The 17,039-nt window shown below is 65.2% G+C and carries 11 protein-coding genes; 9 read left to right on the top strand and 2 right to left on the bottom strand.

Annotated features, from left to right (window positions below; translation table 11 throughout):
* Position 1 precedes the first annotated feature (1 nt).
* The 4 genes from ACFSQR_RS09100 to ACFSQR_RS09085 all read left to right on the top strand — a co-directional run bounded on the left by ACFSQR_RS09100 (position 2) and on the right by ACFSQR_RS09085 (position 5,967).
* On the top strand, positions 2–1,234 hold the full coding sequence (locus ACFSQR_RS09100) for a glycosyltransferase family 4 protein (RefSeq protein WP_377729414.1): 1,233 nt from the start codon (positions 2–4) through the stop codon (positions 1,232–1,234).
* A 201-nt stretch (positions 1,235–1,435) separates the two neighbouring features.
* Complete coding sequence (locus ACFSQR_RS09095; protein ID WP_377729413.1) at positions 1,436–3,247, top strand: type I secretion system permease/ATPase; 1,812 nt, start codon at positions 1,436–1,438, stop codon at positions 3,245–3,247.
* Entirely contained in the window at positions 3,248–4,606 is a 1,359-nt protein-coding gene (locus ACFSQR_RS09090) for an HlyD family type I secretion periplasmic adaptor subunit (protein WP_377729412.1), read from the top strand.
* 2 nt (positions 4,607–4,608) lie between these two features.
* On the top strand, positions 4,609–5,967 hold the full coding sequence (locus ACFSQR_RS09085; RefSeq protein ID WP_377729410.1) for a TolC family outer membrane protein: 1,359 nt from the start codon (positions 4,609–4,611) through the stop codon (positions 5,965–5,967).
* Between the two features lie 86 nt (positions 5,968–6,053).
* Here ACFSQR_RS09085 and ACFSQR_RS09080 read toward each other — a convergent pair whose 3' ends face one another.
* A complete protein-coding gene (locus tag ACFSQR_RS09080; protein ID WP_377729408.1) occupies positions 6,054–6,914 on the bottom strand; it encodes a sulfurtransferase in 861 nt (286 codons plus the stop codon).
* Positions 6,915–7,095: 181 nt separating this feature from the next.
* On the opposite strand from ACFSQR_RS09080, the gene ACFSQR_RS09075 reads away from it, so the two are divergent.
* From ACFSQR_RS09075 to ACFSQR_RS09065, 3 genes are all read left to right on the top strand, one after another.
* Positions 7,096–8,262, top strand: coding sequence for an acyltransferase family protein (locus ACFSQR_RS09075; RefSeq protein ID WP_377729407.1), 1,167 nt, complete (start codon positions 7,096–7,098; stop codon positions 8,260–8,262).
* Positions 8,263–8,435: 173 nt separating this feature from the next.
* On the top strand, positions 8,436–11,981 hold the full coding sequence (gene dnaE / locus ACFSQR_RS09070) for a DNA polymerase III subunit alpha (RefSeq protein WP_377729405.1): 3,546 nt from the start codon (positions 8,436–8,438) through the stop codon (positions 11,979–11,981).
* Complete coding sequence (locus ACFSQR_RS09065; protein ID WP_377729404.1) at positions 11,971–12,966, top strand: glycosyltransferase family 9 protein; 996 nt, start codon at positions 11,971–11,973, stop codon at positions 12,964–12,966. Before dnaE ends, ACFSQR_RS09065 begins: the two co-directional genes overlap by 11 nt.
* Before the next feature lie 15 nt (positions 12,967–12,981).
* Here the strand turns inward: ACFSQR_RS09065 and ACFSQR_RS09060 are convergent, their stop codons facing one another.
* Positions 12,982–13,800: a glycosyltransferase family 2 protein gene (locus ACFSQR_RS09060; RefSeq protein ID WP_377729403.1), complete on the bottom strand. Its 819-nt coding sequence runs from the start codon at positions 13,798–13,800 to the stop codon at positions 12,982–12,984.
* Positions 13,801–13,857: 57 nt separating this feature from the next.
* On the opposite strand from ACFSQR_RS09060, the gene ACFSQR_RS09055 reads away from it, so the two are divergent.
* Positions 13,858–15,105, top strand: a complete 1,248-nt coding sequence (locus ACFSQR_RS09055; RefSeq protein ID WP_377729401.1) for an O-antigen ligase family protein — start codon at positions 13,858–13,860, stop codon at positions 15,103–15,105.
* Positions 15,095–16,810, top strand: a complete 1,716-nt coding sequence (gene msbA / locus ACFSQR_RS09050) for a lipid A export permease/ATP-binding protein MsbA (RefSeq protein WP_377729400.1) — start codon at positions 15,095–15,097, stop codon at positions 16,808–16,810. The genes ACFSQR_RS09055 and msbA overlap by 11 nt, the downstream gene beginning before the upstream one ends.
* The last annotated feature ends 229 nt before the right edge of the window (positions 16,811–17,039 follow it).

Genomic DNA, 17,039 nt, shown 5'->3' with positions numbered 1-17,039 from the left:
CATGCGCATCCTTCTCGTCCACCAGAATTTTCCCGGCCAGTTCAAGCACCTGGCCCAGGCGCTTGCCGCGGATCCGGCAAACGAGGTCGTGGCATTCGCCATGAATAATTACGAAGGGGGGCCGCGCATTCGCGCGGTCCATTACCAGCCGGCGCGCGGCACCAGCCAGTCCACCCACCGCTGGGTGGTCGACCTGGAAGCCAAGGTAATCCGCGGGGAAGCCGCATTCCACGCCGCGCTGCAATTGCGCGAACAGGGGTTTATCCCGGACGTGATCATTGCGCACCCCGGCTGGGGCGAAAGCTTGTTCCTGAAAGACGTGTGGCCGTCGGCCCGCATGGGCATCTATTGCGAATTCTTTTACAGCGCCAGCGGCGCCGATATCGGATTTGATCCGGAATTCCCTACACCGGTGGAAGACGCGTGCCGGGTGCGCGTCAAGAACATGAATTACCTGTCGCACTTCCCGGTGGCGAATGCGGGGATTGCGCCAACGGAATGGCAACGCTCCGTATTTCCGGAGCCGTTCCGCTCGCGTATTTCGGTAATCCACGATGGAATCGACACTGATCTGCTGGCGCCGGATCCGAACGTCACGCTGGGCCTGAATAACTCGATCAAATTGAGCCGCGACGACGAAATCATCACCTTCGTCAACCGCAACCTGGAGCCGTACCGGGGCTACCACAGCTTCATGCGCGCGCTTCCCGCCATCCTGCGCGCGCGGCCGAACGCGCGCGTGCTGATCGTGGGCGGCGACCAGGTCAGCTATGGTGCGCCGCCGAAAGAGGGCGGCAGCTGGAAAGAAAAATACCTGGCTGAAGTGGCCGGCCAGATCGACCGGAGCCGCGTGCATTTCATCGGCAAAATTCCGTATCGCCAGTTCGTCTCCTTATTGCAGATATCGACCGTACATATCTACCTGACTTATCCCTTCGTGCTGTCCTGGAGCTTATTGGAAGCCATGAGCTGTGGCTGTGCGATCGTCGCCAGCAATACCGCGCCGCTGCGTGAAGCAATTCATCACGGCGAAACTGGACTTTTGGTTGATTTTCTTGATACGGACCAGCTGGCGGCAGAAACGATCCGGCTGCTGGACGATCCGGAACAGCGCGAGCGGCTGGGGCGCGCAGCGCGCGCTTACGCAATATCCCATTACGACCTCAAACAGGTATGCCTGCCGCGCCAGCTGGCGTGGGTAAAAGCGCTCGCCGCACAAGCCCCGGCGCTATAAAACCTGCATCGTTCTGTCGTATTTTTTCTTGCGCGCGACAGTTTTGATAGCCGCGTGAAGTCGCGCTGTGCTAAGCTTGCGAATTGTGATGTACGTCACATGTTTTTGACTGAAACGCGATTAATCTCGCGCCTCGGCCAGGACGTCCTTTCTACATAAGATAATTACAACCGCTTTTTCCACGGGGTCCGCCCCAAGAATATGAACAAACTGTCAAAAGCCAAATCCGAGATCGAGGAAATCCTCCTCGGATTCAAAAAAACGTTCATCACGATCGGCGTATTCAGCGCGCTGGTCAACCTGCTGATGCTGGCCCCGTCCCTGTACATGCTGCAAGTGTACGACCGCGTGCTGGCCAGCCAGAACGAGCTGACCCTGTTGATGCTGACGGTGCTGGTGCTGGGCGCCTACCTGCTGATGGGCGCGCTGGAACTGATCCGCAGCTTCATCCTGGTGCGCGTTGGCGCCCAGCTCGACATGAAGCTCAACAAGCGCATCTACACTGCAGCCTTCGAACAGAACCTGAAAAAAGCGGGCGGCAACGCCGGCCAGGCGCTGGCCGACCTGACCCAGGTGCGCCAGTTCGTTACCGGCAACGGCATCTTCGCCTTCTTCGACGCCCCGTGGTTCCCGATCTACCTGGCGGTGATCTTCATGTTCGAGCCGACCCTGGGCCTGCTGGCGCTGGGCGGCACCGTGATCCTGGTGATCCTGGCCTACGTGAACGAGCGCGTTACGCGCGCGCCGCTGTCGGAAGCGAACGGCATGTCGATCCAGGCCAACGCGCTGGCGACCAATAACCTGCGCAACGCCGAGGTGATCGAGTCGATGGGCATGCTGCCCAACCTCATGAGCCGCTGGTTCAAGCTGCACGGCAAATTCCTCCACCTGCAGGCCGAGGCCAGCGAAAAGGCCGGCCTGGTGGGCGCGGCGACCAAGTTCGTGCAGGTGTCGCAGCAGTCGCTGGTGCTGGGCCTGGGCGCGCTGCTGGTGATCGAAGGCCGCATGACCCCCGGCATGATGATCGCCGCGTCGATCCTGGTGGGCCGCACGCTGGCGCCGGTGCAGCAGCTGATCGGCATCTGGAAGAGCTTCTCGAGCACCCGCAGCGCCTACGCGCGCCTGAATGAGCTCCTGGCCGCCAATCCGGCGCGCTCCTCCGGCATGGAACTGCCCAAGCCGACCGGCGCGGTCACGGTGGAAGCGGTGACCGCATCGCCGCCGGGTGTCAATCTCCCGATCATCAAGAACCTGAGTTTCGCCATCGCCCCCGGCGACGTGGTCGGCGTGATCGGCCCGAGCGGTTCCGGGAAATCGACGCTGGCGCGCCTGCTGGTCGGCGTGTGGCCGGCGCAGATGGGCAAGGTGCGCCTGGACGGCGCCGACATCTACCAGTGGAACAAGGCCGAGCTGGGCCCGCACATCGGCTACCTGCCGCAGGATATCGAACTGTTCGGCGGTACCGTCAGCGAGAACATCGCGCGCTTCGGCGAGATCGACTCGGACGCGGTCGTCACTGCGGCCAAGCGCGCCGGCGTGCACGACATGATCCTGCACTTCCCGCAGGGCTACGACACCAAGCTGGGCGACGGCGGCGCCGGCCTGTCCGGCGGCCAGAAGCAGCGCATCGGCCTGGCCCGGGCGATGTACGGCGACCCGTCGCTGCTGGTGCTGGACGAACCGAACTCGAACCTGGACGACATCGGCGAACAGGCGCTGACCGCCGCCGTGAACGACTTGCGCCAGCGCGGCAAGACCATCGTGCTGATCACGCACCGCACCTCGGTGATCGGCGTGACCACCAAGCTGCTGCTGTTGCGCGACGGCGTCGGCGAGATGTACGGCCCGACCCAGCAGGTACTGGCGGCGCTGCAGGAAAAGGCGCAGAAGCAGATCCAGGCACAACAACAACAGGCGCAGGCTGGCGGCCAGCGCGCCCCGCAACCGGGCGGCGCTCCGGCGCAACAGCCGGCGGCCCCGGCGCCATCCGCCACCACGCAGGAGAACCAGTAAATGAAATTGATTGAAAAGAGCGGCCTCGCCACCGATGTGGTGTCGCACGACGTGACGCCGGAGACCGTCAACACCAACGCCAGCTCGTACACGCGCCTGGGCTGGATCATTGTGCTGGTCGGCTTTGTCGGCTTCATGCTGTGGGCCACGCTGGCGCCGCTCGACAAGGGCGTGCCGATGAGCGGCCATGTGGCGAAGGAAAGCAACCGCAAGGTAGTGCAGCACCTGGTGGGCGGCACCGTGGATGAGATCCTGGTGCGCGAAGGCGATCGCGTGAAGGCAGGCCAGGTGCTGGTTCGCATGAACAGCGTGCAGGCCAAGTCGCAGGCCGATGTGAGCTATGCGCAGTACTTCGCGGCGCGCGCGGCGGAAGCGCGCCTGATCGCCGAGCGCGACGGCCTGTCCAGCGTGCCGTTTCCGAAGGCGCTCGAGCCTTACCGCTCGCATCCCGGCGTGATCGAGAACGTGGGGCTGCAGTCGCAGCTGTTCGTCTCGCGCCGCGACGCGCTGCGCAGCGAGCTGTCGGCGCTGGAAGAGAGCATCCAGGGCATCAAGATGCAGATCGAAGGCACCCGCCTGTCCCTGCAAAGCAAGAAGGAGCAGGCCGAGATCCTGAAGGAGCAGCTCACCAACATCCGCGAGCTGGCCCGGGACGGCTACGTGCCGCGCGCGCGCCAGCTTGACCTGGAGCGCGCGCTGGCGCAGCTGATGGGATCGATGGCGGAAGATAACGGCAATATCGGCCGCGCCCAGCGCCAGGTATCCGAGATGACCGTGCGGCGCGCCCAGCGCGTGCAGGAGTTCCAGAAGGAAGTGCGCACCCAGCTGTCCGACGTGCAGCGCGAAGCGAATGCGCTGGAAGGCCGCATGAGGGCCGAGCAGTACATCCTTGAAAACGTGGAAGTGAAGGCGCCCGCGGACGGCGTGGTGATGGACATGGAAGTGTTCACCCGCGGCGGCGTGGTCGGGCCGGGCTTCCGCATGATGGACGTGGTGCCGACCGCCGACGCGCTGGTGGTGGAAGGCCAGCTGCCGATCAACCTGGTGGACAAGGTGCATCCTGGCCTGCCGGTCGACCTGATTTTCTCGGCCTTCAACCAGAGCACCACGCCGAAGATCGACGGCGAGGTGGCGTTCGTATCGGCCGACCGCCTGCTCGACGAGAAGTCGGGCGCACCGTACTACAAGGTGAGCGTGCGCGTGACGCCGAAAGGCCTCAAGAAGCTGAATGACCTGAAGCTGCAGGTCCGTCCCGGCATGCCGGTGGAGCTGTTCGTCAAGACCGGCGAGCGCACCATGATGAACTACCTGCTCAAGCCACTGTTCGATCGCGCGAATTCGTCGCTGTCCGAGGAATAAGCATGGCCGCTAAAAAACAACAACAAGCTTCGTCCGCACCATCGCGCTGGCGCCTTGCAGCCGGCGCCCTCGCAGCCGGTGCGCTGTTCCTGCACCTGCCGGCATCGGCGATCACGCTGCAGCAGGCCTACGAGAAGGCTGTCCAGCACGACCCGACCTTCCGCGTGGCCTATTACGGCAACCAGGCGACGCGCGAGAACAGCAATATCGCGCGTTCCTACCTGCTGCCCAGCGTTTCGGGGTCGTATTCCAGCAGCGAGGCGAAGAGCGATATCACCGTCGGCAAGACGACCTCGCACCGCGAATATATGAGCAAGTCGGCCAACGTCTCGCTGCGCCAGGCCATCTTCAACCTGGAAGCGCTGGCGCGCTACCGCCAGGGCGTGGCGCAGGGCCTGGCCAGCGACGCCCAGCTGGAAGCGGCGCGCCAGACGCTGATCCTGCGCGTGGTGGCGGCGTATATCGACGCCATTTACACCGAAGACCAGCTGGCCCTGGGCCGCGCGCAGCGCGACTTGCTGGCCGAGCAGCAGAAGGTCAACGACCGCCTGTACAAGGCGGGCGAGGGCACCGTGACGGACCGCCTCGAGACCCAGGCCAAGCTCGACCTGGCCGAGGCGCGCCTGCTGGAACTGGAGGATGCGCAGCGCGCGGCGCGTGTCACGTTGGCCGGGATCATCGGCGAGGAGGTGCAGTCGCTGGACCGCCTGCGCCCGGACTTCGCGGTGCGTCCTTCTGACCGCAACTCGTACAAGGACTGGGTAGCGGTGGCGCTGGCGCGCAACCCGGAGCTGCAGGCTTACCAGCACAGCATCACTGCCGCGCACGAGGAAGTAAACCGTGCGCGCGCCGGCCACGTGCCGCGCGTGGACTTCGTGGCCAGCATCAGCAAGGCCGATTCGGAATCGATTTCCACGCTGGGCCAGGATTCGGACACCAAGAGCATCGGCTTCCAGATGTCGGTGCCGATCTTCTCCGGCGGCGCGATCAGCGCCTCGACGCGCCAGGCGCGCGCAACCGAGCAGCGTGCGAAAGCCGAACTCGATGCGAAGGCGGCGGCGGTGATGGTGGACCTGCGCAAGGAATATGACGCGCTGACGAGCAGCGTGGCGCGCATCGCCGCGCTGGAGAAGGCGGTCGAATCGGCGCAGCTGCTGATGAAGGCGACCGAGCAAAGCATCAAGGGCGGGGTGCGCATCAACCTCGACCTGCTGAATGCGCAGGAGTCGCGCTACCTGGCCGAGCGCGACCTGGCGCAGGCCCGCTACAACTACCTGCTCAACACGCTGCGCCTGCGCGCCGCGTCAGGCACGCTGTCTGGCGACGACGTGCGCGACCTGGGTTCCTACTTCACGCGCTAGTAGAGGGCGGGGACTGTCCCGACGGGACTGTTCCCTCCAAAAAAAAATGGCGAGCCGCGGCTCGCCTTTTTTCATGCCTGGATGGCTTACGCAGCGCTCTGCTGTACGCCGTCCGCGCAGTGCGGGCACGATTTGCCGACCACGTACTGGGGCGAGAGCTGCTCGCGCGGCGTCACCACGGCGCGGCAGGCGAAGCATTGCGCCGTCTCGGTCGGCTCCAGCTTTGGATTGAGCGCGGTGCGGTAGTCGAACACGAAGCAGTCGCCCTGGTAATGCGCGCCGCCCACTTCCTCGAAATACTTGAGGATGCCGCCTTCGAGCTGGTACACATTGTCGTAGCCGATGTTCTGCATGTGGATCGCCGCCTTCTCGCAGCGTATGCCGCCGGTGCAGAACGTGACCACCGTCTTGCCCGCGAAATCGTCCTTGTGCTTTTCGATCACTTCCGGGAACTCGGTGAACTTGGTGATCCGGTAGTCCACGGTGTTCTCGAAGGTGCCCACGTCGACTTCGAAGTCGTTGCGGGTCTCGACCATCACGACCGGCTTGCCGTTGTCGTCATGGCCCTGGTCCAGCCAGCGCTTGAGCGTCTTCGGCTCCACCGACGGCGCGCGGCCCAGCTCCGGTTTGATGAGCGGCATGCGCATGGTGATGATCTCCTTCTTGATCTTCACCAGCATGCGCTTGTGCGACTGTTCGGCGGACAGGCTTTCCTTCCACTGCAGGTCGGCGAAGCGCGCGTCCGAGCGCACCCACGCGAGGTAGCTGTCGATGTTCTCGCGGGTCCCGGACAGGAACATGTTGATGCCTTCGGGCGTTAGCAGCACCGTGCCGCGCAGGCCGAGTGCATTGCACTGCTCCTGGTACAAGGGGCGCAGCGCTTCGGTGTCCTCGATGGTGATGAATTTGTACGCCGCGATGTTGACGTAGGGTGTGGCGGTTTGCATGGTATGGCTAAAACTGTGGAATACCCTCCATTATAAGCCAGCGGCGCCCTGATGAAAATATAGGCAGGGCGTCATGGGGGGCGTGCCCGGCCAGGCGCGATCACCCGGTACGGTAGCGTGCGCGCCTTTTAAAACATTCCCGCCTGTACAATATGCGCACTATTACAACAAGGCGAACCGAATGAAATCGCTGAACATCCCGTACAACCCACGTCTCGACCAGCTGCGCTGGCTCGCAGCGACCATCGTCTTCCTGTACCACTTCCACCTGCAGCTGCGCGTGCTTGGCATGGGGCTGGACAGCGCCTGGTGGGGCATCGTCACCGAAGGGCATACCGGGGTTGGCCTGTTCTTTACGCTGTCCGGCTTCCTGTTCATGCAGATCGCGCTGCACAAGCAGGAGATCGACTACCGCGAGTTCGTGCGCAACCGCTTCCTGCGCATCTTCCCGCTGTTTTTGGCCGTGTTCCTGCTGGCGACCTCGATCTCGCGCGACAGCTTCGAACCGCAGGACATCCTGTACCTGCTCGCATCCAACCTGGGGTTCTCGCCCACGTCCGACACCGTCATCACGGGCGCGGCGTGGACCATTTCGCTCGAATTCACCTTCTACCTGGTCTTCCCGTTCATCGCCCGCTTCGCGCTCGAGCGCGGCCTGGCTTACCTGGGTGGCCTGATGCTGCTGATGCTGTTCTTTAAGGTCGCCGCCTACACGGTGAACGAGAAGAGCACGCTGATGTTCTTCTCCACCTTCGTGGGACGCTTCGACCAGTTCCTGGTCGGGATGGGCGCGGCGCTGCTGCTGGCGCGCGGGGGCGATGCGCTGCGCCGCGTGGCGCCGGTGCTGGCGCCGCTGGCGCTGCTGCTGGCGGTTGCCAACAGCGCCATGCAGGCGGGTTACGCGCCATTCGACCCGGCGTCGCGTTCGGCCTTCTGGATCATCTGGCCGACGCTGGAAAGCGCCGGGTGGGCGCTGGTGATCGTGGGCTGGGTCTCGCTCGACCTGCGCCTGCCGCGCTGGATCGATCAGGTGCTGGTCCACGGCGGCAAAATCAGCTTCTCGTTCTACCTGCTGCACATGGCGGTGCTGCACGTGCTGTTCCAGCAGCTGGCGCATGTGACGCTGACCGGGAACGCCTATGCCGACGCCGGCATCATGCTGGCCGCCGCGTATGGCGGATGCTGGGCGGTCGCCACCCTTAGCTACCACGTGATCGAGGAGCCGTTCCTGCGCATGCGCCGCTCCTACGGCGCTGACAAAGCGCCGGAGAGGCCTGCAGGATCCGTCGTAGGCCAGGTGCCGTCTGGGAGGCAGAAGAGCGCCCAAAGGCGATCAACATTATCGTGAATACAACAGGCCGCCGTGACTTATTTGCATCCACGGCCCAGGTTGCAAATCTTGTTCGGATTGCCCGCGCCGGGATGGAAAAAAATGCACGCGGCAGGCGCGCAAAGGCCTGCCTTTGGGGCCGCCGCTCACTGTAAAATACACCTTTGCACAGCTAGCGAACCAGGGCAGTCATGGAAGTAGTCGATATCGTCAGTGAACCGCAAGCCGCATCGGGCAAGCCGGCCGGTCCATCCTTCGTGCACCTGCGCGTGCACTCTGAGTATTCGATCGTCGACGGCCTGGTACGCATCGACGACCTGGTCGCCGCCGCCGTCAAGGACAGGCAGGCCGCGCTGGCCGTCACCGACCTGGCCAACCTGTTCTGCATGGTGCGCTTCTACAAGGCCGCGCGCGGCAAGGGCATCAAGCCCGTGGTCGGCGTGGACGCGTGGATCACCAACGACGACAACCGCGAAAAGCCGTTCCGCCTGCTGATCCTCGCCAAGAACCACACCGGTTACCTGCAGCTGTGCGAGCTGCTGTCCAAGGCGTGGCTGACCAACCAGTACAAGGGCCGCGCCGAGATCCGCGTCGAATGGCTGGAAGCGCTGGCCACCTCCGTCTCCACGCTGCATCCGGAGCAGGACCAGGCCAACGCGCTGATCGTGCTGTCGGGCGCGCACTTCGGCGACATCGGCCAGGCCATCGAGAACGGCGACATCGACAAGGCCGAGAAAGCCGCCGCGCGCTGGTCGCGCATCTTCCCGGGCCACTTCTACATCGAAATCCAGCGTGCCGGCCAGCCGAACCAGGAGCAGCAGGTGCGCCATTCGGTGGCGCTGGCCGCGCGCCTTGGCTTGCCGGTGGTGGCGACGCATCCGGTGCAGTTCATCAGCCCGGACGAATTCATTGCGCACGAGGCGCGCACCTGTATCGCGGAAGGCGAGATGCTCGCCAACGCCAAGCGCGTCAAGCGCTTCAACCAGGAGATGTGCTTCAAGTCGCAGGCCGAGATGGCCGAGCTGTTCGCCGACCTGCCCGGCGCGCTGCAAAATTCGGTCGAGATCGCGAAGCGCTGCAACGTGGTGCTCACGCTGGGCAAGCCGCAGCTGCCGAACTTCCCGACCCCGCCGGGCATGACGATCGAGGAATTCCTGGTCTCCGAATCGCAGAAGGGACTGGAAAAGCGCCTGCTGCAGCTGTACCCCGATCCGGTCAAGCGCGAGGAGGCGCGCCCCCGCTACGAGGAGCGCCTCAAGTTCGAGACCGACACGATCAACAAGATGAAGTTCCCGGGCTACTTCCTGATCGTTGCGGAGTTCATCCAGTGGGGCAAGGACAACGGCGTTCCGATCGGCCCTGGCCGCGGTTCCGGTGCGGGCTCGCTGGTCGCGTACTGCCTGCTGATCACGGACCTGGACCCGCTGCGCTACAACCTGCTGTTCGAACGATTCCTGAACCCCGAGCGTGTTTCGATGCCCGACTTCGACATCGACTTCTGCCAGGAAAAGCGCGAACTGGTGATCCAGCACGTAAAGGACCTGTACGGCCGCGACGCGGTCTCGCAGATCGCCACCTTCGGCACCATGGCCGCGAAAGGCGCGATCCGCGACGTCGGCCGCGTGCTGGACTTCGGCTACAACTTCTGCGACGGCATCTCCAAGCTGATCCCGTTCAAGCCGGGCAAGCCGGTCTCGATCGCCGAAGCGATCGAAGAAGAACCGCTGCTCAAGGAGCGCCTGGAAAACGAAGAAGAGGTCAAGCAGCTGCTCGACCTGGCGCAGCAAGTGGAAGGCATCACCCGTAACATCGGCATGCACGCCGGCGGCGTCCTGATCGCCCCGGGCAAGCTGACCGATTTCTGCCCGCTGTACACGCAGGGCGGCGACGCGGGCGTGGTGTCGCAGTACGACAAGGACGACGTGGAGGCAGTCGGCCTGGTCAAGTTCGACTTCCTGGGCCTGACTACGCTGACCATCCTCGACCGCGCGGTCAACTACATCCGCGCGCTCGACCCGGCCGACAAGGACTTTAACCTCGAGACGCTGCCGCTGACCGACCGAGGCTCGTACGAGCTGCTGACCAAGGCCAAGACGGTCGCGATCTTCCAGCTTGAATCGCGCGGCATGCAGGGCATGCTGAAGGATGCGCGTCCCGACCGCTTCGAGGACATCATCGCGCTGGTGGCGCTGTACCGTCCGGGCCCGATGGACCTGATTCCGGACTTCTGCAAACGAAAGCACGGCGAGAAGTTCGATTACCCGGACCCGCGCACCGAGGGCATCCTGTCCGAGACCTACGGCATCATGGTCTACCAGGAGCAGGTGATGCAGATGGCGCAGATCATCGGCGGCTACTCGCTGGGTGGCGCGGACATGCTGCGCCGCGCGATGGGCAAGAAGAAGGCCGAAGAGATGGCCGAGCACCGCGAGATCTTCCGAAAGGGCGCGGGCGAGCGCGGGCTGTCGACCGAAAAGGCGGACGAGATCTTCGACCTGATGGAGAAGTTCGCGGGCTACGGCTTCAACAAGTCGCACGCGGCGGCGTACGCGCTGCTGTCGTATCACACGGCCTACCTCAAGGTGCACCACACCGCCGCGTTCATGGCAGCCAACATGTCGCTGGCCATGGAAGACACGGACAAGATCAAGATCCTGGTCGAAGACGCGATCGACGTGTGCAGGCTGACGATGCTCCCGCCGGACATCAACGAGTCGCAGTTCCGCTTCACCCCTGAAGGCCCGCCGAAATCGGTCACCGGCAAGCAGGTATCGAACATCCGCTACGGACTGGGCGCGGTCAAGGGTTCCGGCCAGGGCGCGATCGAAGCGATCGTCGCCGCGCGGAACGAAGGCGGCCCGTTCAAGGACCTGTTCGACTTCTGCAAGCGGGTCGACCGCAAGCAGATCAACCGCCGCACCATCGAATCGCTGATCCGCGCCGGCGCGATGGACTGCTTCAAGGTCGACCGCGCGGTGCTGCTGGCGTCGGTCGCCTTCGCGATCGAATGCGCGGACCAGGCGGCGGCGGAAGCCAATCAGGTCAGCCTGTTCGGCGGCGACGATTCCGACCTCGTGGCGCCACCGGAGTACGTCAAGGTCACGCCGTGGACCGACAAGCAGAAGCTGGCGGAAGAAAAGATCGCGCTGGGCTTCTACCTGTCCGGCCACATGTTCGACACGTATTCGGCCGAAGTGCGCCGCTTCATGAAGACCAAGCTGGGCGACCTGGAGCCGTCGCGCGAGCCGCGCATGCTGGGCGGCGTGATCAGCGGCCTGCGCACCCAGATGACCCAGCGCGGCAAGATCCTGATCGTCACGCTGGACGACAAGACCGCCGTGGTCGAGGTGACCATCTACAGCGAGATCCTGGAAGCGCAGAAGAATATCTTCAAGGAGGACGAGTTCCTCGCGGTGGTGGGCAAGGTGTCGGAAGACCGCTTCAACGGCGGCCTGCGCATCACGGCCGAAAAGGTGTTCGACCTGGCATCGGCACGCATCCACTACGGCCACCGCCTGGGCATGCTGCTGCCGGCCGCGGTGCCGTCGGCAAAGCTGGCCGAAGTGCTGCAGCCGCACCGCCTGGAAGACGGCATGCCGCTGGCGCTGCGCTGGCAGCCGCAGGGCGTGGACTGCATGATCCAGCTGGGCGACGAATGGCGCGTGGCGCCGTCCGATGCGCTCAAGCTCTCGCTCGAGCAGGTGCTGGGGGCGAAGGAGGTCGCGGTTGAGTACTGACGCGCGCCAGTGCGCGCCGCGCAAGGTGCTGTTCTTTTCCCATGACGGCAAGCTGGGCGACGCGATCGTCAACACCGCCTTCGTCGCCGGCCTGGCGCGCCACAATCCAGGCTGCGAAATCCACGCCACCGTGGCCGGCATCACCGCGGCATTCTGGGAGCACGACAGCCGCGTCGCGCGCTTGTGGAAGCTGGGGCGCGGCTGGGGAGAAGCCATCCGTACCGGCCTCGCCCTGCGGCGCGAACGCTATGACGTGATCGTCACCTGGCAGCGCATGCGCAGCGAAAAGAACCGCGCGCTGCTGTGGCTCGCGCGGCCCGGCCGCGTGATCGACCTGCACGAATTCAACCGCGCCGGCGTCGTGCACAAGATCGAAGCCTGCGGCGAAGCGCTGGGTCAGGCCGGCGTGATCGTCGAGCAAAGCGAGCTGGCTTACGACGTGCGCATCGCCGCGCGCAGCGAGCAGGTCGACGCCCAGTTCCCGCCGGGCCAGGAGCTCATCGTCATCAACCTGTTCGCGGCCGATGCCGAACGCAACGTCGCGCGCGCCGATGCCGTCGCGCTGCTGCGCGGCCTGCAGGCTGCCGCGCCTGAGGCGGTGCTGTGCCTGATGTGCACCGACGCCACCGCTGCGACCGCATTCGCCGTGGTGGAAGAGAGCGGGACCGGGCAGGTCATGAACTGCGAAGGCAACCTGCACCAGCTGTTCCGGCTGTGCGAGCGGGCCGACGTGGTGGTGAGCCCGGATACCGCGGTGATCCACATCGCATCGTCGTTCCGCACGCCGGTGGTCGGGATCTACCAGAACAACGGCATCAAGCCGGTGCAGTGGGGACCGCGCGGCTGCGCCAGCGCTGTCGTGCTGTCGCAGTGTCCGCGCACGATCCAGGGCTTCTGCGTCGATGAAGTGGTGGCGCAGGCGGCCGCGTTGCGGCGCCGGCCGGCGGAAGCGGCCGCACCTGCCGTCGCATCCATCCCGGCATAACCCGCGACGGGAAGGTCAGTGCTGCGCCAGCCCCTGGGTGGCGACGATGGTGCCGTTTTCGGCGCGCTCCAGCACCACCTTGCGGTTGCTCGATTCCAGGTCGCGCTTGGCTTCCCGGTGCCACAGGTGGAACACCTCGGTCGCGAACGCGCCATCCTTGCGCATCACGCCGGCGTTGAACAGCCGTACGACCAGGTCGGAGTCTTCGTGACCCCAGCCGGTGAAGCTCTCGTCGAAGCCGTTGACCATGTCCAGGTCCGAGCGCCATACCGCCAGGTTGCAGCTCTTGATGCGGCGCCAGGTAAAGCGGCGGCTCTCGCGGCCCTTGTCCGGCCACTTGGCGAGCAGCTGAAGCACCTTGTTGATATGGCCCTTCGAACGCAGGCGCAGCAGCTCGGCGGCGCCCAGGCCCTGCATGTCGATGTGCTCGGCCAGTACGCGCTGCGTGAACTCCTGCGACAGCAGCACGCGGCTGCCGGAGACCAGATAGCCCGGGCGGGCCAGCGCGCGGTGGCGGCTGACGAAGTCGCGCTGCGGAATGCAGTCGCCGTCCAGGAACACGATGTACTGGCCGCTTGCGGCCAGCGTGCCGCGGTTGCGCGCCATCGCCGCGCGGAAGCCTTCGTCCGGCTGCCAGACATGCAGCAGGGGCACCGGCGAGCGTTCGCGCAGGCGGTCGATGGTTTCCCGCGTGTTGGCAGTGGAGCCGTCATCAGCGATAATGATTTCGAAGTTCTGGTCGTCCTGGGCGAAGCACGCCTCAATCACGGCCGCCAGCGCGTCCGGGCGGTTGTAAGTCGTCACCACGAGAGAAATGATCGAGGGTTGCAGCATGGCCTTCCAATTGCGTTCGATTGCTCAGGGCTGCAAGAATATCCCACATAAGAATGAATGGACAATAAAGCGATACAAAAATCGGACGCGAAACAGCTTATCGCCGGATTCCTGGTCTTCCTGTTCCCCTTCCTCAGCCTGATCCTCAAGAGTGGCGTCAGCATTGCCAGCTTCCCCTTTCTGCTCGCCGCGCTGGCGTGGTGGCGTCCCGCCCGCGACGCCTTCGTGCAGGCGTGGCCGCAGGTGCGCTGGGTCGTGCTCGCGTTTGGCGCCTGGTTCCTCTACAACCTTGCGCTGTTCGTGCTGGACGGGCGTGAGCTGTCCGACGTCGAGAATCCGCTGCGCATGTTCGCCTGCTTCAGTGCGATGCTCGTGGTGCTGGCCGTCCGGCCCAGCCACCGCATCTTCCTGGCAGGCGTCTCCGCCGGTGCGGTGGCGGGCGCCGCCTATGTCGCCTACCAGCGGCTCGAACTGGGCATGGACCGTCCGGGCGGCCAGCTCAATCCCATCACCTTCGGCGACCTGTCGCTGGCGCTGGCGCTGGTCGCCATCGCCGCAGCGACCGAGCTGCGCAGCAGGCGGCACGCCGCCGTGCTGGTCATCGGCGCGGTTGCCGGCGTGGCCGGCTCGCTGCTGACCGGGACGCGCGGCGGCTGGGTCGCGCTGGCCGTGGCCGTGTGCGTCTTCCTGCGCTACAGCGTTTTGGTACGCAACCGCCTCGTCATCGCGCTCACCTCGGCGGCCGTGCTGATGCTGGCCGGAGCCTACCTGGTGCCCGAGACGGGCGTGCGCGCGCGGATCGAAGAGGGCCTGTTCGACGTGCGCGAATACCGCGCCGGCGGCGAAATCAACACCCGGGTCGGCACCCGGCTGGAGCTGTGGAAGGCCGCCACCATCATGATCGGCGAACGCCCCTGGTTCGGCCGTCAAGTCGACGCCACGCGCGAGCGCATCGCCACGCTGGCCGGGGAAGGGCGGGTCGACCCGGCCATCGTCCCGCTGCCGCACCTGCAGAACGACGCCCTGCAGGTGATGGCCACCACCGGCGTGACCGGCCTGCTGGTCTGGCTCACGATCCTGCTCGCACCGCTGGTCTTCTTTGCGCGCCAGCTGCGCGCCTCGTATCGCAGCAACCGCCAGCGTTTTGCGCTCGCGCTCGCGGGCCTTGTCGTCGTCACCAGCTACGCCAGTTTCGGCCTGACCGAAGTGATCTTCTGGTCCGTCGGTGGTAGCCTGTTCTATTCACTCATGATATTCCTGCTAATGGGCTTCAGCCTCAACTCGAAAGACCACGATGAAATCTAGTGTCATCGTCAAGCGGCTGCTTGGATTCGTCGCCCCGTACCGCGGCCGCGCGCTGCTGTCGCTGGTCGCGATGGCCGGCACCGCCGCCACCCAGCCGATGCTCGGATGGGCGCTCCAGCTGCTGCTCGACCACGGCTTCAAGGGGCAGGCCGACTTCAACCTGTGGCTGGTGCCGGGCGTCCTGCTCGGCATCTTCCTGCTGCGCGGCCTGTGTACCTTCTCCACCGCCTACCTCAACAACTGGGTCATGAGCCGCGTGCTCAACGACATCCGGCGCAAGGCGTTCGAGAGCGTCCTGTCGCTGCCGGTCGCGCGCTTCTACAAGGACTCGGCCGGCAAGATCATCAACACCGTCATCGGCGACGTGCGCCAGGTGGTCGACATGATCAACTCCGTCTTCCTCGCCGTCGTGCGCGACGTGCTGGTCGTAATCGGCCTGCTGATTGGCCTCATGCTCATCAACTGGAAGCTGACCCTGATCGCGCTGGTGGTGGTCCCGCTGACCGCCGTCATCGTGCGCACCACCACCAAGCGCCTGCGCCGCCTGAACCGCGACACCCAGCGCGTCACCGCCGAGATGACCCAGGTCGTAGACGAAGCGGCGCGCGGCCACCAGGTCATCCGCGTATTCTCCGGGCGCGACTACGAGCGGCGCCGCTTCGAGGAGCGCAGCACCGCGCTGCGCGCGTTCTCCCAGCGCATGACGGTCGCCGCCGCGGCCACCGTGCCGATCACCCAGATCGCCACGGCGATGGCGGTATCGGTGATCATCGTCCTGGCCATCAAATCGAACATGACCGTGGGCGAATTCACCAACTTCATCACCCAGATGCTGATGCTGCTCGCGCCCCTGAAAGCGCTGGTCGAAGTGAACGGCCCGATCCAGCGCGGCCTTGCCGCCGCCGAAACCGTGTTCGACATGGTCGACGCACCCGCCGAAGCGGATACCGGCACCGTCGACCTTGGCCGCGCGGCGGGCAACGTGCGGCTGGAGAACGTCTCGTTCCGCTACAACGACGACAACCCGCTCGCGCTGCAGGACGTCACGCTGGACATCCCGGCCGGGAAGACCGTCGCCCTGGTTGGCGCATCGGGCGGCGGCAAATCCACCTTCGTCAACCTCGTCACGCGATTCTATTCCCCGACCTCGGGCCGCCTGCTGCTCGATGGCGTGCCGTACGACGACATCAAGCTGGGCAGCCTGCGCGGGCAGCTGGCGATGGTCAGCCAGAACGTCGTCCTGTTCGACGACACGCTGGCCGCCAACATCGCCTACGGCGCCGAGCGGATCGACGAAGCGCGCCTGCGCGGCGCGATCGAGGCCGCCCACCTGTCGGACGTCGTCGCCAACCTGCCCGATGGCGTCGCCACCCACATTGGCGAGAACGGCATGCGCCTGTCGGGCGGCCAGCGCCAGCGCGTAGCGATCGCGCGCGCCATCTACAAGGACGCCCCGATCCTGATCCTGGACGAGGCCACCTCCGCGCTCGACAACGAATCCGAGCGCGCGGTCCAGGCCGCGCTGGACGGCCTCATGGCCGGCCGCACCACGCTCGTCATCGCCCACCGCCTCTCCACTGTCGAGCGGGCCGACTGCATCGTCGTCGTCGACCAGGGCCGCGTCATCGAGACCGGCACGCACGACGAACTGCTGGCGCGCGGCGGCACCTACGCTCGCCTCTACCGCCTCCAATTCGCCGAGTAAGTCAAGCGCCACACACGGGGTCAGGCCTCACGCCACCCCCCTCGGGGTCAGGCACCCACTGTGGGAGCGGTGCCTGACCCCGCGTTTGATGCAGCGCAGCTTGCATGCTCGAAATCGCCCCGCGAAGGTACTGCACCGCGCTACCGGACAGCCCGCGTTCGCCCGCGGTAGCGCACGGTGCACCCGGGGTCAGGCACAGCTCATCAGGGGCCGGGGTCAGGCACCCGGG

Origin of the sequence: Pseudoduganella sp. GCM10020061 (assembly GCF_042683405.1) — a bacterium.
In the GTDB taxonomy this organism is placed as follows: domain Bacteria; phylum Pseudomonadota; class Gammaproteobacteria; order Burkholderiales; family Burkholderiaceae_D; genus Telluria.
The sequence above is the reverse complement of the archived record's forward strand: the minus strand, read 5'-3'. Positions and strand labels throughout refer to the sequence as shown.

Excerpts from the sequence above, each read along its gene's own strand:
- ACFSQR_RS09085 (WP_377729410.1), top strand. The coding sequence starts at position 4,609 with ATGGCCGCTAAAAAACAACAACAAGCTTCGTCCGCACCATCGCGCTGG.
- dnaE (WP_377729405.1), top strand. The coding sequence starts at position 8,436 with ATGGAAGTAGTCGATATCGTCAGTGAACCGCAAGCCGCATCGGGCAAG.
- ACFSQR_RS09055 (WP_377729401.1), top strand. The coding sequence starts at position 13,858 with ATGGACAATAAAGCGATACAAAAATCGGACGCGAAACAGCTTATCGCC.
- ACFSQR_RS09080 (WP_377729408.1), bottom strand. The coding sequence starts at position 6,914 with ATGCAAACCGCCACACCCTACGTCAACATCGCGGCGTACAAATTCATC.
- ACFSQR_RS09100 (WP_377729414.1), top strand. The coding sequence starts at position 2 with ATGCGCATCCTTCTCGTCCACCAGAATTTTCCCGGCCAGTTCAAGCAC.
- ACFSQR_RS09095 (WP_377729413.1), top strand. The coding sequence starts at position 1,436 with ATGAACAAACTGTCAAAAGCCAAATCCGAGATCGAGGAAATCCTCCTC.
- ACFSQR_RS09090 (WP_377729412.1), top strand. The coding sequence starts at position 3,248 with ATGAAATTGATTGAAAAGAGCGGCCTCGCCACCGATGTGGTGTCGCAC.
- msbA (WP_377729400.1), top strand. The coding sequence starts at position 15,095 with ATGAAATCTAGTGTCATCGTCAAGCGGCTGCTTGGATTCGTCGCCCCG.
- ACFSQR_RS09075 (WP_377729407.1), top strand. The coding sequence starts at position 7,096 with ATGAAATCGCTGAACATCCCGTACAACCCACGTCTCGACCAGCTGCGC.
- ACFSQR_RS09060 (WP_377729403.1), bottom strand. The coding sequence starts at position 13,800 with ATGCTGCAACCCTCGATCATTTCTCTCGTGGTGACGACTTACAACCGC.